The 21,591-nt window shown below is 41.4% G+C and carries 15 protein-coding genes; 9 read left to right on the top strand and 6 right to left on the bottom strand.

Annotated elements, in window-relative coordinates; genetic code table 11:
- Positions 1-53: 53 nt before the first annotated feature.
- Positions 54-416 carry a hypothetical protein gene (locus UXZ23_RS09245; protein ID WP_320820303.1) on the bottom strand — a complete coding sequence of 121 codons (363 nt, stop codon included), beginning with the start codon at positions 414-416 and terminating at the stop codon, positions 54-56.
- Between the two features lie 656 nt (positions 417-1,072).
- Here UXZ23_RS09245 and UXZ23_RS09240 point away from each other — a divergent pair.
- Together UXZ23_RS09240 and UXZ23_RS09235 are read left to right on the top strand one after the other, a co-directional pair.
- The gene (locus tag UXZ23_RS09240; RefSeq protein ID WP_320820302.1) at positions 1,073-3,265 is read left to right on the top strand and encodes a hypothetical protein; all 2,193 of its coding nucleotides are present in this window, start codon (positions 1,073-1,075) and stop codon (positions 3,263-3,265) included.
- Complete coding sequence (locus UXZ23_RS09235; protein WP_320820301.1) at positions 3,255-5,837, top strand: site-specific integrase; 2,583 nt, start codon at positions 3,255-3,257, stop codon at positions 5,835-5,837. Before UXZ23_RS09240 ends, UXZ23_RS09235 begins: the two co-directional genes overlap by 11 nt.
- A gap of 276 nt (positions 5,838-6,113) precedes the next feature.
- On the opposite strand, the gene UXZ23_RS09230 is transcribed toward UXZ23_RS09235, so the two are convergent.
- Both UXZ23_RS09230 and UXZ23_RS09225 read right to left on the bottom strand, forming a co-directional pair.
- Positions 6,114-6,518 (bottom strand): hypothetical protein, encoded by a 405-nt coding sequence (locus tag UXZ23_RS09230; RefSeq protein WP_320820300.1) that lies wholly within the window; start codon positions 6,516-6,518, stop codon positions 6,114-6,116.
- Complete coding sequence (locus UXZ23_RS09225) at positions 6,508-7,017, bottom strand: hypothetical protein (RefSeq protein ID WP_320820299.1); 510 nt, start codon at positions 7,015-7,017, stop codon at positions 6,508-6,510. The genes UXZ23_RS09230 and UXZ23_RS09225 overlap by 11 nt, the downstream gene beginning before the upstream one ends.
- A gap of 183 nt (positions 7,018-7,200) precedes the next feature.
- Here UXZ23_RS09225 and UXZ23_RS15635 point away from each other — a divergent pair, with 183 nt between their 5' ends.
- A complete protein-coding gene (locus tag UXZ23_RS15635; protein ID WP_414491466.1) occupies positions 7,201-7,431 on the top strand; it encodes a helix-turn-helix domain-containing protein in 231 nt (76 codons plus the stop codon).
- Positions 7,432-7,522: 91 nt separating this feature from the next.
- Here UXZ23_RS15635 and UXZ23_RS09220 read toward each other — a convergent pair whose 3' ends face one another.
- From UXZ23_RS09220 to UXZ23_RS09210, 3 genes are read right to left on the bottom strand one after another with little or no spacing between them, the layout of a single operon-like run.
- Entirely contained in the window at positions 7,523-7,777 is a 255-nt protein-coding gene (locus UXZ23_RS09220) for a hypothetical protein (RefSeq protein ID WP_320820298.1), read from the bottom strand.
- Positions 7,777-9,006 carry an Arm DNA-binding domain-containing protein gene (locus UXZ23_RS09215; RefSeq protein ID WP_320820297.1) on the bottom strand — a complete coding sequence of 410 codons (1,230 nt, stop codon included), beginning with the start codon at positions 9,004-9,006 and terminating at the stop codon, positions 7,777-7,779. The genes UXZ23_RS09220 and UXZ23_RS09215 overlap by 1 nt, the downstream gene beginning before the upstream one ends.
- A gap of 11 nt (positions 9,007-9,017) precedes the next feature.
- Positions 9,018-9,233, bottom strand: a complete 216-nt coding sequence (locus tag UXZ23_RS09210; RefSeq protein WP_320820296.1) for a hypothetical protein — start codon at positions 9,231-9,233, stop codon at positions 9,018-9,020.
- Between the two features lie 76 nt (positions 9,234-9,309).
- On the opposite strand from UXZ23_RS09210, the gene UXZ23_RS09205 reads away from it, so the two are divergent.
- The 6 genes from UXZ23_RS09205 (at position 9,310) to UXZ23_RS09180 (ending at position 21,587) form a co-directional block, all read left to right on the top strand.
- Complete coding sequence (locus UXZ23_RS09205) at positions 9,310-9,564, top strand: helix-turn-helix domain-containing protein (protein ID WP_414491465.1); 255 nt, start codon at positions 9,310-9,312, stop codon at positions 9,562-9,564.
- Between the two features lie 12 nt (positions 9,565-9,576).
- Positions 9,577-10,023 (top strand): BREX-3 system P-loop-containing protein BrxF, encoded by a 447-nt coding sequence (brxF, locus tag UXZ23_RS09200; protein ID WP_320820294.1) that lies wholly within the window; start codon positions 9,577-9,579, stop codon positions 10,021-10,023.
- A gap of 33 nt (positions 10,024-10,056) precedes the next feature.
- A complete protein-coding gene (locus UXZ23_RS09195; RefSeq protein WP_320820293.1) occupies positions 10,057-13,800 on the top strand; it encodes a DUF6079 family protein in 3,744 nt (1,247 codons plus the stop codon).
- An 8-nt stretch (positions 13,801-13,808) separates the two neighbouring features.
- Positions 13,809-15,683: an RNA-binding domain-containing protein gene (locus UXZ23_RS09190; protein WP_320820292.1), complete on the top strand. Its 1,875-nt coding sequence runs from the start codon at positions 13,809-13,811 to the stop codon at positions 15,681-15,683.
- Between the two features lie 193 nt (positions 15,684-15,876).
- Positions 15,877-18,687: a DNA methyltransferase gene (locus UXZ23_RS09185; protein WP_320820291.1), complete on the top strand. Its 2,811-nt coding sequence runs from the start codon at positions 15,877-15,879 to the stop codon at positions 18,685-18,687.
- Complete coding sequence (locus tag UXZ23_RS09180) at positions 18,687-21,587, top strand: DEAD/DEAH box helicase (protein WP_320820290.1); 2,901 nt, start codon at positions 18,687-18,689, stop codon at positions 21,585-21,587. Before UXZ23_RS09185 ends, UXZ23_RS09180 begins: the two co-directional genes overlap by 1 nt.
- The last annotated feature ends 4 nt before the right edge of the window (positions 21,588-21,591 follow it).

The raw sequence follows: 21,591 nt of genomic DNA, 5'->3' as shown, positions 1-21,591 counted from the left end.
CGAAACCGCCAATAATTATTTAGCATGATAAAATCGCTTTCGAATAGTATCATTTAGACTAATATACCCATAAGCCAGTTAAAAATTATTTTATAGCTTTCAATATTTGGGTTTTTAATTAAAAACTCTCTGATGCTCATACCCGATAGAGGGCTGTCCGGGTAGGGGTGATTAAGGAAGTGATCAAATGCACCATCTGGACTTACTCTGGAAAGCGCTTCGTTAATCTGGTAAATCAAATTCATACAATTATAAAGGGGCGAATCAATTGATAACTCAGGAATATTCTGTATTTCTATGAACTCAAATTTGCTAATGCCTAATAATATAGAGGTTTCATTCGGTGTTAATCTCCAATTTTTTATCGAGGCGTTAAATTTCGCCAAAGCATCACTCATTTTCATTAAGTCAGACATGTTTTATCCTTCTTAGTTGTAAAATTCAGTATGGCATCTTTATGTGCGTATTATAATAAATGACTGTTACCGAGAATAAGTAATATCTGGTTGTTTATTATCCTTCAGTGAAGCTTAGAAAAAATAGCACTTTAAAGCTAGTCGTTTAACAGCGCGTGACCTATAAGGTCATCGCTCACAATTCAACTCAGGTAAGTTACTGTTTTAAAAGTAAAATAATATTTAAAATTTTTAAACGACGCGGAGATTGTGATGTCATCATTGCTGCCTGCCTTATAATCTACCACTCCGGTAAACCACGCCTTAGGGGATCTACAGTCATGCTCATCGCATGCTTTTGGGTATCCGTAAGAAAGTATTCCGACCCCATATGAGCTCTGTCCCACCGTTGCTATAGGTGAAGTAGACCATAGCAAGTCCAGCATGATCACATTTCCTTCGAGAAATCTTTGAATGATCCTCCATCGCTATAGCTAATCCCCCCGGCGTACTGGGCATGATGAGCATTTTTTATTAGGAATCTGCCTCTGATTCAACTGTGTGAATGCAGATATACGCCGTCACATGGTGGGTGGAATTACGCTCCAGCCTACTAGGAAACGTATCTGTCCCTCCGCTGCTATAGGTCTGATAACAACTCAGATTGGAGCGAACAGATGACGGAATTAGCAGAAAAAATAATGAATCCACCACCTAAAAAAAATGGAATTCAGCAGATTTACGAAAACCTCGAGAGGATAAAAACTGAACACACAACTGATTTTCTACAAAAAATAATTGATTACACTGAGAAATTAAAAAAATCATGTACGAATCTGGACGACTGGCAGAGCGATTATCAAACGTTAGCGGATAGGCGTATGCGAGGGTTGATTCTCCTGCATCCGGTATGGGCAGCAATGTATGTCGATAATCGTAATCGACCTGATATTCAAAAATTGCAGTTTGAATTTCTAATGGGATTGAAATCTGAACATTCAAAAAATCTAAAAAATCACGATATAGACGGTTTTGGTCTGATAATCAGGAAATGTCAGATGATGCCCCCTGTAGATGTTGATGGTGTTAATGCAACTGATATTTTAGATTTATTGAGATTGAGCCCATCACAATTAAAAAACTCAAAAAGATTTTTGTTCGTTTGTAATGGAGAAAATGTTCATCGGCGGAGATTCAGTAAAAAATCATTTATTGATGGTTTAAATATTAGCAAAAAAATATCTAAAAACGGTGTTCAGATCGATCGTGATGGACATTTAGAGGTCATTATTCCGTCTGATCCTGATGATGCCGAATCTCTACCAGGGATTGCTGAGTATTTTGAGAAGAATTCTAATCAAAATAATGGGTTAGAAAAAAATGAAAACTTTGAAATCGAACGTCAATACTTACAAATCGGAGAGATTCGGTCAACAACAGTTGAGGTTAGACTAGCTGGACGCGATAGCACGAACATCATGAATCGATTGCGTCGGGAGAATGCTGCTATTGCAATCGATAATCGACAATTATCAGACCATGAGCTCGGGGAGATTTGGGGGTTGATCCGACATGGCGAGGGTTGGTATGACAGTGATGAAATCGAATGGTTGGTGATCAGAATATTAAAATTAAGCCTAAACTACGGTTTCAACGTGACTAAAATTTTAGGCATAACTAGAAAATCAACGAATGCGAACTCACAATTATCGATGGATAGAATTTATTATGATGCCGAGAATAACTCAATTCATATACCTAGAATTAATCCAGAATATAAAAAAATTGAAAAGCCAGTGTTCACAGAAAATAGGAGTAATGCATTATATCACGCTACGCATGTTGAATTGCCTAATTATGCAATGACTGTTCGTGATATGACATGTTTGATTAATAAAATAAATAAATTTGATGAGGCTGTCATCAAAAAAGAAATTCGTAATATTCTATCGACGTTGAATATTGACACATCGAGATTCACAGTATCTAGGATATCAAACTCGATAATCAACATTGCGAGAACAAGTTTTGATCCAATGATTGTTCAGACTACATTTGGTCATAATATCTCGTCCACGAGCGCACCACGTTTTTATTCGGTAATCACCTCAGAGGAGATTTATCGGTGCTATAGGTTCTCACTAAAAACTCTCATTTCACGCTGTGGTGGATATTTGCCAATAGATGATCGTACCTCTCAGGTAGGCGTTTTTAGTGCTAGATATGTTCCGGGAACTCAGGATGTCTCGCTGCTATTAAAAAAATTGGCAAAATCTTGTCAGGAAACTGAGGTTTTAACCAATGATTGGCACAATAATATCACGCTGCTATGCATTGTAACTCAGTCAATTTTCACAGCAGTACGAGGTATAAATGATCCGTTGATAGAGATCGATTCTGGGTGTGATATTTTATATTTTAGGGATAAAGATAATTTTAAATTTTCTCATGCGAGGTTTCAGCCTGTTCATCCAATGGCCATTAAAATATCGAAATTTTACAGATTTGTTAGGGAGTTATCGATTCAACGAGTTTTTGCTGATAACAAAAATGACAATTTTTGTTTTTTTATTGATGACAATAATTACATCGTCGATAGCAGGGTTTGCAATATTGAAAAATATCTTTCTGATTTTTCAAATCTACCAATCAATTCAATGAGGAAATATTTAAAAAATAAATTACGCGAATTGGGTGTCAGCTACGAGGCATCGGGTATGGTCATGAATCATCATTCGATGGGTGAGGCAATTTGGGACGATTTTTCAGTTCATTGCCCCGTTATTGCAAGAAAGTCCATTTTAGATGCCTATGAAAAAATTATCATTGAATTAGAAATTAACGAGGGATGGTTTCAATATGCCAACTGAAATTTTTGAATTTACCAGATTCGCATTATCACAATTAAATATTGAATTAGATTCTGATGATCCTATTACAGGTACTCAATTGAGAGAATTGCTCGATGTTATGGAGCGGTTAGCTGGCGGAGACGATGTTCAGAGTCAATTCAATTATTTGGTAGAACGGTGGCGCGAGGAGGGTCGAATTGGTCTTCGAGAAATTTACAGAACATCTGTTATTCAGACGCCACCGGCTCCGATCAATCCTGATAATGAGATTGTTTATCGATCAATTATAAAATTTGATAACGTATTTTATAAAAAAATTCATGATATTGATCCCAAATATCACTCGTCGGTAATCATCTATAGTCTCATTCGGAATTCAGTTTTATTGAATCCACGACAAATAAAATACATATATGAACATGGTTTTATTGAGGGGTTAGTACGACATAATGACGTTTATTGGTATCGATTATTAAATGATACCGTTTGGATTCCCGATGATTTAACGCTGAGTTTGATTTTTTATTTCAGGGAGAGTCTGGTTCCGGAAAAATCACAATCGTGGTTTTCCTGTCTCAGGGGATTTTTGGAAAATCACGATAAGAATTTTTCGACTGTTAAGCAAAAGCAATTTCTCTCAGCAATGGTCGGATTCCACAAAACACAAATACCATCAGCTATTGTTAATGTTCAGACGGATCGATCAAAAAACCGTTTTTTCACAGAAAAGATCATGTTGAGATCATTGTCTGAAAAAATCGATAATCAGAAATTTCTCAATGAATCGGATTTTAAATCAAATATTTCAAGAAAACAGGCGCGTTCCGATATTTTCTCAGAGGTATCTAAAATAATTGCGAATCTCAATGAACATGAGGATTTGTTGGTTGAGCTATCAAAATTAAATGATTCATTGAGCTATGTAGATCTCTCTGTAACGCGTTGCGTTTATTATTATGCAAAAAACAGTACTAGATTCGGTAAAAAAATCAAAATTTCGGGCCTGCTGCGACTTTATAATGATCTAATAGGTCGTTTTCAATTGCAATTTTTTAATGATAACCCTGAGGAGTTATCTGATGAGGGTTTGATTTGTGATTTGCTCGATATGATCAGTTCAGCTCCAGTCGAGTCACAATCTAATTTACGAGAATCAATCGAAAAATATTTGTGGTATCTACACCGGTGTCAGAATAGAAAACTACTAAAAATAAATTCCAAATCAAATTCATTGGTCCGTGCAGTGAGTCCAACAATATTGTTACCGCATGAATACTTCAGATTATACGATGAATTATCTAAAAATATCGTCAGTGAGATTTCGTTAGAGCGACGTAATTTTGTTAGACATATGTTATTGCTACTGGTCATTGGCTATCGTCTAGGGCTGAGACGAGGAGAAATTGAAAATTTATTGTTTAGTGATTTTCATATGACACGTTTTATGGTGGTTATCATTCAGCCTCATCAAAATCATCAATTGAAAACAGCTCATAGTCCTCGTCAGGTAGCGATTACTGGGAGGTTCAGTGATGATGAAGTGAATTTTTTAAAAAATCATATTGGTTGTAGATCAAAAAATACTGCGATTTCTAACCATAAATTAATATTTTCAGGTGATGATCGTGCGGAGTCGACTTATTATGATAATTTATTTCATGTACTCACACGTATGCTCCAGGGTATTACTAATGATAGCAATATGAGATTTCATTCATTACGTCACTCGTTTGCGTCTAGAAATTTTTATATGATGATGTTTATGAATAATTTAAATCGTAATATTAATAATGATTATTTGAGTATTGATTTGGATGAATTCGATCGATTCAATCAATATCTCAGCCGGGTTAGGCCTAGTGGTATTGGAACACGTCAATTCAATGTTTTGCATCAATTAGCCTCTGAAATGGGTCATAGCTCGCCAGAAACAACGCTTAAAACCTACATTCATACGCTGGATATTATATCCAATGAATATCGTGATAGAAATTTACCACGATTTACAGCCAAAACATTTTCGTTATTATTGGATCGTAATGTAGAGGCTATTTATAAACACTGTAGATCACGAAATATTTCATATGATGATGGACTAATTGCGGTCTCGTCTGTTAGGAGGATTATGCATAATCGTATGAAAAATCTTGTGGAAAATATCTCAGTTGACCATTGGCTCGATGTCTCGGAATATTCGCCAGAGAAATTATATTCCAAAGATGATAATTATTTTAACGATTTAGTCAAATGTTTTAAGTCTCTGAAAAATAATGAGATTACGTCCAAACAGTTCTATTATCTGTATCCTATTTTTAAAATTATTCCTAAATCTCTTAAGCGGGATAAAAATATTTTGAATATAATTATTAATCAATGGTCTCGAAACGATAAGGAAAAAATTAAATTAATGATCGAGAGTTTTCTAAACCTGCCTAATATGGCGCGGGAGAAATTCGCATATCGTTGGAGTCTGATATCTCGTCAGGCACCAAATGATATTTTTGTAAAAAAACCGGATTTTTATAATCACCGTCAGAATAGTGCGTGGGATTTTATTATGAAACTCCATATCCGCGCTGATGTCGAGTAGCTAAATATATTCTGAGATTCGTTTCATGGGTGTAACGTCTGATGGGGTTGGAAAAATGGAATTTGTACAACCACATCTGATTTTAAATTCGTTATCAATCAAACTCGGAGCCTAACGGGTTTTTATCGGGATTTTCTTTATAATATTTCTCCAAGCGCCTATTTCTGATATAGGATATTATCATATAGGTTGATAGTCCGATTATGGTTAATACCCCAAAAATAACAACAGCATTCAACATTTCACCAAGCATATACTATACCTCTAAAATACCTGTTATTTACAATCTAATTTTAATGCAGTTCCAGACATATTGGCGACGCCTGAAATTAAAACATTGCGTTGAGCCGTGCCATACTCACTATATTCTAATCCTCCGGAGCCTCCAAGCCAATCTATCCTATAGTCTACCAGCGCGTTGAATCCAGTCTTTTGGATATCAAGAACAAATTGATCTGTATGGTCTATTACTTTTTTCGAAAGAGCCACTGGTAGCAAATTGGTGACATAGAATTGGTAATACATAGACCTAAACGCCAATATTGTACAATTTACCTGTAAAATGCTGTGGTCTGAGGTGTAGATACCGAACCAAACAGGTTGAGTGGTTTTATCAGCCACGGATGATTGGCTTAAGCCAATCATCATAAGCCCTAGTAAGGCTTTTATCTTAAATTTCACTTGTGTATACCTCATGTTGCATAAGTTTTAATTCACATGAGTGTTTATTCAATATGCGGGTTGTTTGTCCTAAAAAGCTTTTCTCAGTGTAATACCATTGTGTAGAAGGCAAATTATGAATCTGTCCTACCAGCTTGTAATGTACGCCCGGAGCAACATCGATCGTTGCTGTAGCATGCCCGACTTTTGGATCTTTATCTCCACCCATGACATTGGGATTTAGATCGCATTCGTAATCGATCTCGTGCTTGCCTGGTAAGATCGCGTGTTTTGATTGAGGTAAGAAGGCTAGTTTTTTCCCATCAATGGAATTGATTATCACGCCAGCTCCCATTCCCCAGCCAGAATTTCCGTTGTTTTCAATGATGGAAACTTCTGTGATCGAGCGTTTTTCGCCATCGTAAAAATCCGTGACGCCATGGCCAACCAAACTTTTCATGGTGCTACAGCCAGTTAAAACTGTCGTCAGAATCAATAAAGCTGGAGAAATCGATTTCATTAAATGCATCCTTTATTTGCTATGTTTTTAATCGAAGAAAATAAAACTATAAATTAATTTTTCTAGCAGACAATTAATGACAGTTACCCCGTTAATACTCAGAATCATTCCGTTTTTTATTTTTTTTGGTCTGTTAGTTCTTCTTCATTTTGGTGAATAATTTCATATTCTCATGATGATGATTTGATAAAGACCATCGCTTCCCCTAGATACGGCAAACTTATTGGCTGGTTAATCGCAGCTAGGCAAGCTCGTGGGTTGAGTTTGAGAGAGTTGTCTACTTCCCTAAACATCACGCTGACAGCGGTTCACAGGATAGAATCGCTAGAACGTCGGCTGGATGTGTTTGAGTATGTGCAGTATTGCCATGCCTTGGGTGTTGATCCCATTGATGGCATCAAAATGCTCAGATGATCATGGTTGTTATGTGCTTCTAACAAACCGAATACACCTTCTTAGTTCAATGAATCAATAAAGTAAGAAGGTGCGTTACGGTGTATTTTCCTTAGTTTGTCGCGTCGGGTAGAAGTCGTGCAAAGCTTGTTCGTAAGTCTCCGAGTGTCTGAAACTCTTTTGGTCGGGTGTGCATCTTTTGATGCACCCAAAGTCTCACCGCGTCGTGATTACCTACCCCCGAACGAATGCCAAGATACGAAGACAATCCCCGCCCGTCTTGAATCTCATAAAGAAATATCAGCCAATCAGCGATGCTATGAGCTTTTGGGGTTACCCACAAAGGTTCGAAGTGCGCTTTATTCATTACAATTCACCTCCCTTAGATAATATGTCCTTTATGCTTTTGGGCGATTCCTTCTCAAAGCGTTGCTCCAGTAACCGATCGAACGCCGAGCCATCTTGGCGGGTGAGGTTGGGTACATAGCGTGAGTACACACGAAACAGCATCTCGGTGGTGGTATGGCCCATCTGTCGCGCAATCCACTCCGGGCTTTCCCCAGCAGCCAACCACAAAGTCGCAGCCGTATGGCGCGTCTGATAAGGACGTCTTTGTTTGATCCCTAAATAGCGCAGCAATGGATACCATACGCGCTTAGTCACATTGTTATGTGATAAAGGCGTGTCATTACGGGTTGAGAATACAAGCTCTTGACGGCGAGTCAGATTGCGCTGCTTCATCAGCGCGTCATACACGGGCTGCGACATATGAATCTCGCGTTGCGATCCATCCGTTTTGGTGTAGGTCATCTTGCCATCGACCACCGTTTCACGAATTAAAATCTGGCGACGCTCAAAATCCACGTACTTCCACTTCAAGCCATCAATTTCACCGGTACGCATGCCCGTAAAGAAACGCACCGTGTAATAGGTTTTAAAATCATCACGAACATTCGCCAGAATGAGCTGAACTTCTTCAATGGAAAACGGCTCGACATCCACTCTTAGGATCTTAAGAGATTTGATCCCTTTATAAGGTGAGGTAAACTCATATCGGTCAGCGGCTTCATTCATAATCATCCTCAACGGGGTCATAACCTTGTTGATGGTGGCAGGCTTCAGTTCACTGTTTTTCCGCTTTGGATCTTTGGCGAGAGTGGAGCGGAAATTCAGGATGTCTGCTTTGGTGATGTCGTTGACTCTTTTACTACCCAACCTAGGAATCACGTACGCATTAATATTCGTGATCACCGTCATCAAATGGCTGTCACGCCATTCGATCTTCTTCTCGGCAAGCCACAACTCAGTAAACTCCTCCAAGGTTGGAAGGCTAGCATCCACAGAGTAGGGCGAGAGCTTGGCCGCCAGTACTTTTTTGTCCAGTTCGTCAAAGAAATCCGCCTTCGCACTTTTAGGAAAGTAATCGCGATAAACGAATGTACCGAGGGTTATTTCTGCCTCGATACGCTCAACAATTTTTTTCAACCGCTGACGATGTTGAGGCGTGTCTTCGAACTTGGTTTGCTCTCGGCAGCGTTGTCCTTTGTATTGAAAGTTAATTCTCAATTTACCACTTCGGGCAATAATAGAAGCCATGAGGATTCTCCTTATTGCAGAGCAATGTATTGAGTGTTTATAGCCGGAGCCCTAAACATGTCGGCTTCGATTTTCTCCCAAACATAAAGGATCTTGCGCCCACCGAAAGGACGGAAGTAATGCACTCCTTCAAGTAGGACAGAATCCTTTAATTGGTTACGAATGGTACGAGCATCATATTTGATGCGCTCAGAAAGTTCTTCGGTGGTTAAGTAAGTCTGTGACATAGCAATCATCCTCAAGTAAAGTAAAACCTTCTTAGAGAAATCAAATTGATCTCCTGTAGATCATAATAACTTCAAAATGATCCTTTGCAAGCTTTTTTGCTCTGCTAAAGATCAAAAAGGTCTTTTAGAGATGATTAAGTGTCATTTATCTCGCATTATGGGCGAGAAAAAACTCAAGATTTCGGACGTTGCGAAAGATACGGGAATAAACCGTGGGACGATTACACGTCTTTATCATGAGACTGCTGTAAGAGTGGAGTTCGACGTGCTCGATAAGTTATGTGTTTATTTGGGGTGTGATGTAAGTGATTTACTAGATCACTTAGAATAAGGGTAGGTATCTATGTATTTGACTAGCAATATAGATGACGCAATTAATTATTCAACCTCAAAAGGGTTGAAGTTAATCTTTGTTCTAGGCGAGAAAAATAAAGTATTAAATAATAAAGCTTCAATACAGAGCGTATCTTTAAATAAATTATTGTCAAAAGAGTTAGTTACAGTTACTAAAAAAAACAGGTCGAGAAAAGTTTTAGAGATTACTTCAAGAATTATAGAGAGTAAATCAAAAGAAATAGTGTTTGTTACTGACCTAGAAATTTTATTTGATCGTAGTCTGGAAGTCGAACCTGTTCGACTACTTGAAACCTGTGCCAAGCACAAAACCATAATGGTCTTATGGCCTGGAGATAAGACAAGTTCCGGATTAAGTTATGCTACACCTAGTCATCCGGAGTATCGAAATTATAAAGCATCGGATTTACGCGATGTCATATTTTTAACTATTTAAGCAAATTTTAATGAAAAGGATTTAGGAATATTAATGAAATACGGTGATTTAATTCAGTTTGAGCCTCTAGAGTCTGTATTGCAGTTGCGCGATGCCAATAATGAGCAGGCCGCCGCAAATATGGTAAAGACCTATGTGGTCTCTGATGAAATGGCAGAGCGTCTTATAGAATTAGTATTTCCACAACTGCAATTTGAAAAGCCTATGGATAATAAGGGTATTCTGATTGTCGGTAACTACGGCACAGGTAAATCACACCTCATGTCTGTTGTTTCAAGTATTGCCGAGCATCAAAACTTGGCAGCTGAATTGAACAATACAAGAGTAGCTGAATCTGCTGCCAGTATTGCTGGTAAGTTTAAGGTTATCCGTACAGAGGTAAGTGCTGCTTCGGAAATGTCATTGCGGGATATAGTTACCAGTTTGTTGACTGAGGAGTTAGCAAAGATGGGGGTAACCTATTTATTTCCTCCTGCGGATCAAATTAAAAATCATAAGTCTAGCTTTGAAGATATGATGGCGGCCTTTCAGGCTGTATACCCAGACCAAGGCCTACTATTTGTGGTGGATGAGCTGCTGGATTACCTGGACTCCCGCAAAGATCAGCAGGTAGTGCAAGATCTTGGTTTTATGCGGGAAATTGGCGAGGCAAGTAAGCATTTACGTTTTCGTTATATTGCCGGTATTCAGGAAGCCATCTTCGATAGCCACCGCTTTCAGTTTATTTCAGATCGTATCCGCCGAGTGAAAGACCGCTTTGAGCAGGTCTTTATTGCCCGCAACGATATTAAGTTTGTAGTTTCTGAGCGTCTACTAAAAAAGACGGCTGACCAGCAAGCTAATATCCGTGACTACCTAATGCCATTTACCAAATTCTACGGCAGTATGAATGAACGTCTGGATGAGTTCGTAAACCTGTTTCCGGTCCACCCGGATTATATCGATACCTTTGAGCAAGTCAGCGCCGTTGAAAAACGCCAGATTCTAAAGAGCCTGTCGATCAGTATGAACAAGCTCATGGGACAGACAGTGCCACAGGATTATCCAGCACTAGTGGCCTACGATAGCTATTGGAAGGAGCTGAGCTCTGATGCAGGTTATCGAACCGTGCCCGATATTCGTGAAGTGATAAATGTCAGCAATGTATTACATGAGCGTATTGGCCGCAGCTTTACTCGCCCGGCATACCAAGACATGGCGTTACGAATTATTGATGCGCTGTCTCTGCATCGTTTGACCGTTAATGATATTCATGCACCGGTTGGCGCAACGGCTAAAGAGCTACGCGATACCTTGTGCTTATATCAACCGGGTATCGAAGAGTTAGGCGGTGACCCTGCCGATGATTTGTTGTCTCAGGTTGAAACGGTATTACGTGAAATACACAAAACTGTCAGTGGTCAGTTTATTTCCAGTAACCCGGATAACCACCAGTTCTATATTGATTTGAAAAAGACCGATGACTTCGATGCCATTATTGAGCAGCGAGCAGAAACTCTGAGTAATGAGGCTAAAAATCGAGCCTACCACAAGGCGCTAAACAATATTCTTGAATGCTCAGATCTACCTAGAACAGAGTTTAGAAACCTTTGGGGTGATGAGATTATCTGGACCGCGCGCAACAGTGGCCGAATGGGCTGGCTGTTCTTCGGCACACCTAATGAACGCAGCACGGCATATCCCCCACGTGATTTCTATTTGTATTTTATACAGCCATTTGAATACCCGAAGATCAAAGATGAAAAGCGAACTGATGAACTGCAGTTTTTCCTGTCTAACTTTGACGACAAGTTTAAATCTGCCTTGGAAAATTATGCGGCAGCAAGAGACCTTTCAGGCACAGCCTCTGGTCATGCCAAGCAAACTTATGACGCAAAAGCGAATAACTTCCAAAGGGATATGAACAAATGGCTGCAAGAGAATATATCCAAAGCTTTTGATGTCGTTTACCAAGGTAAGAAAAAGCCCATGATGGATTGGGTTAAAGGTCAGAACTTTCGTGACAGAGCAGGATTGGGGGCTAATGAACGGATAAATTTCCGGGATATGATCAACACTATTTCTGGTATTTGTCTCTCGCAGCACTTTGAAGAAATTGCACCGCAGTATCCACAGTTTTCTGTGTTAGTAACCAACCGTAATCGTGAGCAGTATGCCAAAGATGCTTTGCGGGTGATCAGTGGTGGTAATCCCACCAAACAGGCTACAGCCGTATTAGATGCACTTAAACTTTTAGACGGTGATCGTATCACCCCTAGTGGCTCTCCTTATGCCCAATACATCGTTACCAAATTGAAGGAGAAGGCACAGGGTCAAGTGGTAAACCATACCGAATTGCTGGAAGAAGTTAACGGTGCTGAGTATTTGGCACCCGATACCTACCGTCTCGAAAATGAATGGACCGCTGTATTGCTGGCATCGCTGGTTTATTCCGGCGATATCGTATTGGCCATACCGGGTAATAAATTTGATGCCTCTAAATTATCCGAGCTGGCATCGACACCTGTTGATGATATTGCGGCCTTTAAGCACATCGAACAGCCTAAAGACTGGAATATGCCAGGGCTGCAGGCACTTTATGAATTGCTGGGCTTAGCCCCAGGCTTAGCTATAGAAGTCTCACAAAACAAAGAGGGCAGTATTGCCTCGCTGCAGGACCGTATTGCCGACAAAGTGAGAAGGTTGGTGACCACCACTCACAGCCTGCGAGAGCAACTACCGTTCTGGAATGGCCATGTTTTAACCGAGGCTGAAGCAGACCAATACAAGCAGCAATTGGCCGAGACTAAAAACTTTCTTGAAAGCCTGCAGGCCTATAACAGTGCCGGTAAACTTAAAAACTTCCGCTACAGCGCCGATGAGGTGCGTAACCACAAGGCTGGCCTCGATCAGCTGGAGGCCATAGAGCAATTACAGCAAGTGGTTGAAGAGCTAACTGGGCTGGGTATGTACCTGTCAAAGGCCGAAGCGGTATTACCTATCGCGCATGCCGATGTTGAAGGTTGGCAAGGGCGCTTAAAAGCAATTCGATCAGATCTTCTTGATGCATTGGGCGATGCGAATAAGCGTGTGAAGTCTGATTTTCAATCTAAGGCGATTAATCAGCTGGCAGATTTAAAGAACGAGTATATCCGTATTTATTCAGGCTTATTTGCCAAAGCCCGTTTGACAATTAATGAAGACAAGCGCAAACGCGAACTGTTGAATGATAAACGTATCGCACAGCTGCAGGCACTGAGCACCGTCGACATTTTACCCAGTAATCAACTGAATGAATTCCGTAATTCACTGGCTAGTCTTAAGACTGCTAGCGCACTGTCGGAGCGAGACTTGCAAGCAGACCCTCTCCCAAGTAATTCAGACTTCCGGCCTAACCATGAAGACCTGTCTATATCTGCATCTGAAAAGCTAGAGCAGCTGCAGAATAAGCTGGATAACCTAGTGCAAGAATGGACTCGAAACTTACTGGATAACCTTGAAGACCCAGTCACCCACGATAGCCTTAATCTCTTAGCTGATGATGAAAGAAGTCAAGTCGATGGCTTTATAGATAGTAAAGCTTTGCCTCAGCCTATTGATGACAGTTTTGTTAAAGCGTTGCGGCAGGTGCTGCAGGGTTTGGTGCCAGTTGAACTTACCGCCGCTCAAATTGAGAAGGCTTTGTTTGGCCAAGGTTCTGCGGCAACAGTGGAGCAACTTAAGGCGCGGCTAGATCAATTCTTAACAGAGCAGTGTCGCGGCCAAGATATTAGTAAAGTACGAATTGTGCTGAAGTAGGAATCGACATGGATGTAATTGAACTGAAGCAATTGCTATGTCAGCCAGAGTGGGCTGATGTGGAGATAAAAACATCGGCCAGGGCTTTTCCTAAAGATGCAGCCAGCACTATGTGTGCCTTTGCTAATTGCGGTGGTGGTTATTTGATACTGGGCGTTGATGAAAAACAGCTGCCCATAATTTCAGGCATTGACTTAGATAAAATAGATGAAGTCCAAGATCAGTGTCTTGGCCTGCTAAAAAATATTCAGAAGTTCAGCAGTCCTCTGGTCTATGACGAACCAAGTCTAATTAATATTGATGGCAAATTTGTTCTTGTCCTACAAATACAGGACAGCAAACGTCATAACAAACCGGTAAAGCTTAAAGAGAATGGCCATTGGATTGCCTACGTACGAAACGGTGCCAGAGATGAAGAGGCGAGTGACGAAGAGCTTTCTCAAATGCTTATTGAAGCAAGCTGCATTAGTATTACCGAGCAGCTTTTGGAGTTGGATGTTGAGCACTGTTTCAATCGCAATACCATTAAATGGTATCGCAAAGTTTTTGAAAGCCGCCACAACCAGAAGTTCTATGAACTGAGTGATCTGGAGTTTCTAGATGATCTGGGACTAATACGGGAGGATGGCGATGAATTAAGGCCGACCAAAGCGGCCATTCTCATGTTTGGTACTGAAAAATCCTTGAACCGTATCCTCGCCAGAAATGTAGTAGATGCTTTCTGGTTTTCATCTGATAGTGACAATAGCTCAGATATAGGGCGGTGGCAGGATCGCCGTCCGGCCGAGCGTGAATCATTAAACCTATTTGAGGCTTGGCGAGTTTTGTCAGATCGCTATACGTACTGGGCTGAGCACCCCTTTGATATTGATGAAACCAACCTGCTTAGAAGTAGTGAAACCCCAGACTATATTGGCTTTCGCGAGGCTACAGTAAACCTTTTGGTGCATCAGGATTTTGCCGATCATAGTCGGGTACCCAAGATTGAATTTTATAAAGATATCAGTCGGTACTGGAATCCTGGTGACTCACTGGTGGAGCAAGAGAAACTTGCATCAGGTCAGAGTAAAAGTCGCAATCCGCTGGTGATGCAAACCTTCCACCGTATTGGTCTAAGTGAACGAGCGGGCTCTGGGATTAAAGAGATTTACAGAAGTTGGCTTCATTTAGATCGGCCCGAACCGGTGATTGCGAATAGCCGTAGAGATAAAACTTTCCAAATTACGCTCGGCAAAAAAGCTGAAATCACTCAGCTTCAAGAGACTATCAAGCAGCGTATTGGTGTGCAGCTGACGGATGTCCAGGCCCGAGTGTTCGTTCATTGTTTGGCTCAGTCGATGTCTGTGGAGCAGCTATCTATGGCAACCAATATGTCTATAGCCGATATCTACCCGGTTATTGATCATATAACACGACAGGGAATGCTACAGGCATCACCCAACGGATACAGCGCCTTAGAGCATTTTGTGGCTGGTCTACAAGATTTAGCCGTGGTTTTGCCACTGCAGGCTGGAGCTACTGACCAAGCTAACCAAAAAGTGACTAAGCTTCAGTCCGAAAGTGACCAAGCTCATCATAAAGTGACTAACCTTCCGCCAGTTGATGCGGGTGATAGTGACCAAGCTAAACAATTGCTAGATGGGTTAAAAAAACAGCAGGTAGATCTAATTAAAGCACTTAAACAGCCAATGGCGCTTGCTGAATTGATTGAAAGACTGGGTGTAGGTCATAGAAGCCACTTTAGAAACAAACACTTACAACCGTTGATGCGGCAAGGCATGGTAGCTCAGACCCACCCGGAAACACCTCATCATCAAGATCAGGCTTATTACCTGACGGATATGGGGCAAGCGATAAAAAAAGTTTTAGAAAATGAAGGTTAGTCAGAAAAATTGACCAACCTCTTTTAAAAGTGACTAAGCTGGCTTAAATCTGTTCAGGCCAGCCAGAGCCGAGCAGCAAAAGTGAACAAGTTGAAGAAGCACTGTAAAAGTTACGCCTGATACAGGCCGACTTGTACAGTGGACAAGTTAAATAAGGCTACCAGCCAACATAAAAAGACAAGAGAGTCGTGCGATGACTACCAATATGATGACACCAGGCAAGGGTTTAGATCTCGATAACCCGAATCAACAAGACAAGCAAGATGGTCCCGTTGAATGCTTGGGTAAAACCTTTTCAAATGATGCTGAGCGCAGAGAATATTATCTGGGGATATTAGCTGAGAAACTGAAAGATCCTGAATTTCGAAAAATCGAAGGCTTTCCGATCGGAGAGGATGAAGCGATTCTGGAGTTGTCTGATCCGCCGTATTATACCGCTTGTCCTAACCCGTTTATTGAAGATTTTATTGCTCATTATGGTCGTCCCTATAATCCTGCGGAGAGCTATAAACGTGAACCGTATGCAGCGGATGTGAGTGAGGGTAAAAATGATCCTATTTATAACGCTCACAGTTATCACACGAAAGTACCGCATAAGGCGATAATGCGGTACATTCTGCATTACACGAATCCTGGGGATATAGTTTTTGACGGGTTCTGTGGTACAGGAATGACTGGAGTGGCTGCACAGATGTGTGGCGATCGTGTTGAAGTTGAATCTTTGGGGTATCGTGTTTTATCAAATGGCGATATTTTAGAAAATGTCGACGAAGGGTTGTCGTCGAGCGAATGGAAGAAAATAGCCAAGCTAGGTGAAAGGCGAGTAGTACTAAATGATCTTTCTATAAATGCTGGCTTTATTGCTAAGGGATATAATTCTCTTGATAAAATTAAGGCCAAATTGGATCGTATTGAAATTTTAGTGAATGATGCAAAAGAGATTTTTTTAAACCGCTATAAAACTGAAAACCCTTTTACGGGTGAAACTACAGAGGCCGATTTTTATGTGTGGTCTGAGGTGTTCAGTTGCCCTGAGTGCACACATCAAAGTTCACTTTTTGAACTTGCTGTAGATAAAAATACTTATAAGTTGTCAACAACGTTTCTTTGCCCTTCATGTAAATCTGAATTATCGAAAGATAAACTTGATCGCGTATGGGTTTCAAGTCTAATGCCTGATGGGAAAGTAGTTAAGGAGCTTAAATCCGAGTTAGTTGAGGTGTGTGGTAATTTTTCTGACGGGAAGTTGAGATATAAGCCTCTAAAAGACGACCTTAAAAATTCTGAGAAGGTTATATCTGATGTTATTTATTGGGTTCCTGAAGTTGAGTTTCCACATGGTCGCCAAACAAGGAAGGTAAAAACAGGATCGGGAATCTCATATGTGTGCCAGATTTTTACAGGCCGATCCCTAGAATTGTTTTCGTATCTTTGGAGTGTGGCTGGCCAGGATAAAGATATTAATTCAGAAATGAAATTTCTACTTTCTTCGATATTAAATTTGGTTTCAAAGAGAGAGAGATTCAGGGATGGAACTGGAAAAGGTGCACAGTCTGGCACGTTATACGTCCCTTCCTTGCAAATCGAAAAAAACTTTTTTGATGTGTTTTTAAGAAAAATAAAAGCGATGAGAAAGCTTAAGGGGATTACAAGTAGTAGTAATATTTCGCTCGGATCAGGATCCTCGTCTCAATTATTAATTCCTGATGAATCATTAGATTATTTGTTTTTTGATCCACCTTTTGGTGAGTCACTTCAGTATGCAGAGCTTAATTATGTGAATGAGGCGTGGCATAGAGTCTATACACGGATTGAGGATGATTGCGTCTTAAACTATGTTCACGGAAAGGATTTAGAATTCTATTTTGACCTCATGAAGTCAGCGTTTAAGGAGGCCTATCGAGTAATTAAGCCAGGGCGGTGGATTACGGTTGAGTTTTCAAATAGCCAGGCATCAGTTTGGAATAGTATCCAAACAGCACTGCAAGATTCAGGCTTCGTTGTGGCTAATGTGAGCGCATTGGATAAAAAGCAAATGAGCTTCAATTCAGTGACGACAACCACCTCTGTTAAACAGGATTTAGTTATTTCTGCTTATAAACCTAATGGTGGATTTGAAGAGCGTTTTATCAGGGAGGGCGATGAGGAAGGAGTTTGGGATTTTGTCAGAACGCATTTGAGTTATTTGCCCATTGTCAAAAAACAGTTGGCTGAGTTAGTTAAAATACCGGAAAGAGATCCCCGTATAATATTTGATCAGCTGGTGGTTTATTTCGTTAGAAATCTACGAGATGTTCCGATCTCCAGTAAGGCCTTCCAAGAAGGTTTGCTAGAACGATTTGCAGAACGAGATGGAATGATTTTTTTGCCAGAACAGGTTGCTGAATATGACAAGGCTCGGATTAGCAGCAAGCAGCTGAAACAGCTTTCAATTTTCGTTGACGATGAGGCGTCTGCAATTGAATGGCTTCGGCAGCTATTGAACGAAAAACCTCAGTCCTATCAGGATATTCATCCAAAATTTATTAATGAGTTGTCAGGTTGGAAAAAAGCTGAAGAGCAACTGGAATTATCTAAGTTACTTGAGCAAAACTTTTTAAATTATGGGGGTGTTGGACAATTGCCTCCACAAATTCATAGCTATTTATCTACCAACTTCAAAGAGATGCGTAATCTTGCCAAGGATGATCAGCAGCTAATTAAAAAGGCTAAGGATCGCTGGTATGCTCCTAATCCTGAGCGTGAAGAGGATTTACAGAAAATACGTGATCGTGATTTACTCAAGCAGTTTTCAGAATACAAAGCGCACTCTGGTCGTAAGTTAAAAACTGTCAGGCTGGAAGCTGTGCGTTGTGGCTTTAAAAAAGCATGGCAAGAGCGTGACTATACAACCATTATTAATGTTGCAGAGAAAATTCCTCAGGATTTATTACAGGAAGATCAAAAGTTACTAATGTGGTATGACCAGGCTCAGACCCGTGCCAGTGATGAGAGTCTGTTCTAGTGAGCCAGACTATTGATGAGGTGCTATTTCAAATAGGTGACTGGGTATGGCTACAAAGCGCCGATCTAAAAGGAAAGGGGAAGGCTGGTAGAGTCATCGAGGTTAGCTGCCTTTGGGGCGCTGTCAGCTACAGAGTTTGGTTGGTGCAGAGTTCTGCTTCTGAAGGCGACACCGTTATTAAAGTCGATGCTGATCAGGTATCGCCTTATACCGCTGCAATTACAGTAACCCCCGAATCGATTGCCTACCTTGCCGCTGCTGCCCGTGTGGCAGCCAGTCAGCAAGAGGAAGTATTACTGGCTCCTATGGGCAGTAATGTTATTCCCTTGCCTCATCAGTTAAAGGCGTTAAATAAAGCCGTCAGCAAATCACAGGTTCGTTATCTGCTCGCTGATGAAGTGGGCTTAGGTAAAACCATTGAAGCTGGCTTGGTAATGCGCGAGCTAAAGCTACGAGGCTTGGTGCGCAGAATATTGGTGGTGGCTCCTAAAGGTTTGGCGACACAGTGGGTCAGCGAAATGCAGGTCCACTTTAATGAACCGTTTGAGTTAGTTATACCCGGTGATTTGATCGGGAATGGTCAGAATGTTACTGAGAATATCTGGCAGCGATATGACCAGGTGATCTGCCCGATGGATTCCATCAAGCCGATTGAAAAGCGGCGTGGTTGGAGTCTGGATAAGATTAACCAGTACAACAAACAGCGCTTTGATGATGTGATCAGTGCTGGTTGGGATCTGATTGTGGTGGATGAGTCTCACCGCCTACAAGGCAGCACCGATACGGTTGCCCGCTTTAAACTGGGGCAAGGCTTAGCCGATGCTGCCCCTTATTTTCTTCTGCTATCGGCAACACCGCACCAGGGGAAGTCAGATGGGTTTCAGCGCTTACTGTCATTGCTGGATAGAGAGCGCTTTCCCGATGAAGCTTCTGTTACGCAGGAGCGAGTACAACCTTATGTGATTCGTACTGAAAAGCGTCAGGCTATTGATGCTGAAGGTAAGCCGTTGTTCCGTCCTCGCAAGACTCAGTTGATCAGTGTGGCTTGGCAAAGCGCTCATGCTACTCAGCGTGACCTCTACGATGCGGTAACGGATTATGTGCGCGAAGGTTATAACCAGTCATTAGAGACTAAGCAGAATGCCATTGGCTTCTTGATGATACTGATGCAGCGTTTGGTGGTCTCCAGCCCTGCAGCTATTCGCGCCACACTGCAAAGGCGACTGGACGTATTGAATAAACCGTCACTGGCTGAGCAGGCATCGTTGCTTAGCAGTGAGGATTGGGAAGACTTGGATGGTCAGCAGCAGACTGATGAGTTATCTAACACTAAGATTAAGGCGTTAAAAAATGAGAAGGCAGAAGTGCAACACCTGTTGGATTTGGCCGAGCGGTGTGTGCAACAAGGTATTGATGCCAAGGCCGATGCTCTGTTGGAGTGGATTACTCAGCTGCAGCGCGAAGAGGATGACCCTAATCTAAAAATTCTGATTTTCACTGAGTTTGTACCAACGCAGATGATGATGGCAGAGTTTCTGAGAGATCGTGGCATGTCAGTGGTAACGCTGAATGGCTCTCTGAGTATGGAGGAGCGTAAGCAGGTGCAGAAATCTTTTGCTGAAGAGTCACGTGTGCTGATTTCTACTGATGCTGGTGGTGAAGGTCTTAACCTACAGTTCTGCCATGTGATTATCAATTATGATATCCCCTGGAATCCTATGCGCCTGGAGCAGCGAATAGGTCGTGTAGATCGTATAGGTCAGAAGAAAGTGGTGCGTGCTCTTAACCTGGTATTTGAAGGTACTGTTGAACATAGAGTACGAGAAGTATTGGAAGAAAAACTCAACATTATTCTCGAAGAGTTCGGCGTGGATAAAACCAGTGATGTTCTGGATTCAGCCCAGGCTGGCAAGCTATTCGATGAGTTGTATACGGGGGCAATTAATAACCCTGATGCCATTGATGCCGAAATTGAAAAAGCACTGCAGCAACTGAAAGAGCAGGCAGCAGCCAGTAAGGGCAGTAAAGAGCTGTTTGCCGATGATAGCCCGGTGGATACAGCGGAGGCCTACAAGATCAGTCAACACCCGCTACCTTATTGGGTAGAGCGCATGACGTTGAACTATCTAAAAGATCAGCAAGAAATTGGCGGTGAGGTTATTCGCAATGATGATCAGACCTGGCAGTTACAATGGCCTGATGGTGAGCGGTGGGAGAGCAGCTTATTTGACAATAAGCTGGCCGAAGATTTCCCAGCTGCAGATCATATCACCTTGGATAGCCCCAAGATTCGTGACCTACTACAAAATTTACCTCACTGGGTGCCAGAGCAGCATGTGCCTACGGTGAGCATTCCGAGTATACCGGATTCAGTCGATGGCTTGTGGTCGCTATGGCAGATCACGCTAGATACTTCTGGCTTGGCGCGATCTAAAAGCCTTAAGCAAACCGCTTATTTTCCTGTTTATCAAACGATGGAGGGCAAGGCCTTTCCTGCTACAGCAAAGCGGGTGTGGGAGGCCCTTTTAAGTAACGATGCAAGGATGAGCAATGATGCCGTTCTTAAGAAAGACGGGCTAGATACTGATGACTTTCTTCAGCCTGATCACGCTACTGTTTATAAGTTTGCCAAGCAGCAAGCTGAAGATATTGGTGTCACGACTTTTGAAGAATTGAAAAGTAAGTATACTGAAAATTTGGCGCAGGAAGAAGAAAAGGCCGAGTATGGATTTAAAGCCAGAGAGCGGTCGATAGAGCGTATTGGTTTGCCAGAAGTGAAAGCTCATCGCTTATCTAAGTTACAACATGAACAAAAGCAGTGGCAGGATGACTTTGCCAAGCGAAAAAAGATAAAGCCTGAGCTGAGCGCGTTGCTGATACTGCGAATAAAACCAAGGTGACCGA

This window comes from Thalassolituus sp., from assembly GCF_034111725.1.
GTDB lineage: Bacteria > Pseudomonadota > Gammaproteobacteria > Pseudomonadales > Oceanobacteraceae > Thalassolituus.
This window is presented reverse-complemented; position numbering and strand designations above follow the sequence as displayed.

Bases quoted from the DNA above. Each gene is read 5' to 3' on its own strand.
- UXZ23_RS09245 (WP_320820303.1), bottom strand. From the start codon at position 416: ATGTCTGACTTAATGAAAATGAGTGATGCTTTGGCGAAATTTAACGCC.
- UXZ23_RS09240 (WP_320820302.1), top strand. From the start codon at position 1,073: ATGACGGAATTAGCAGAAAAAATAATGAATCCACCACCTAAAAAAAAT.
- UXZ23_RS09235 (WP_320820301.1), top strand. From the start codon at position 3,255: ATGCCAACTGAAATTTTTGAATTTACCAGATTCGCATTATCACAATTA.
- UXZ23_RS09225 (WP_320820299.1), bottom strand. From the start codon at position 7,017: ATGAAATCGATTTCTCCAGCTTTATTGATTCTGACGACAGTTTTAACT.
- UXZ23_RS09220 (WP_320820298.1), bottom strand. From the start codon at position 7,777: ATGAATAAAGCGCACTTCGAACCTTTGTGGGTAACCCCAAAAGCTCAT.
- UXZ23_RS09215 (WP_320820297.1), bottom strand. From the start codon at position 9,006: ATGGCTTCTATTATTGCCCGAAGTGGTAAATTGAGAATTAACTTTCAA.
- UXZ23_RS09210 (WP_320820296.1), bottom strand. From the start codon at position 9,233: ATGTCACAGACTTACTTAACCACCGAAGAACTTTCTGAGCGCATCAAA.
- UXZ23_RS09205 (WP_414491465.1), top strand. From the start codon at position 9,310: ATGATCCTTTGCAAGCTTTTTTGCTCTGCTAAAGATCAAAAAGGTCTT.
- brxF (WP_320820294.1), top strand. From the start codon at position 9,577: ATGTATTTGACTAGCAATATAGATGACGCAATTAATTATTCAACCTCA.
- UXZ23_RS09195 (WP_320820293.1), top strand. From the start codon at position 10,057: ATGAAATACGGTGATTTAATTCAGTTTGAGCCTCTAGAGTCTGTATTG.
- UXZ23_RS09190 (WP_320820292.1), top strand. From the start codon at position 13,809: ATGGATGTAATTGAACTGAAGCAATTGCTATGTCAGCCAGAGTGGGCT.
- UXZ23_RS09185 (WP_320820291.1), top strand. From the start codon at position 15,877: ATGACTACCAATATGATGACACCAGGCAAGGGTTTAGATCTCGATAAC.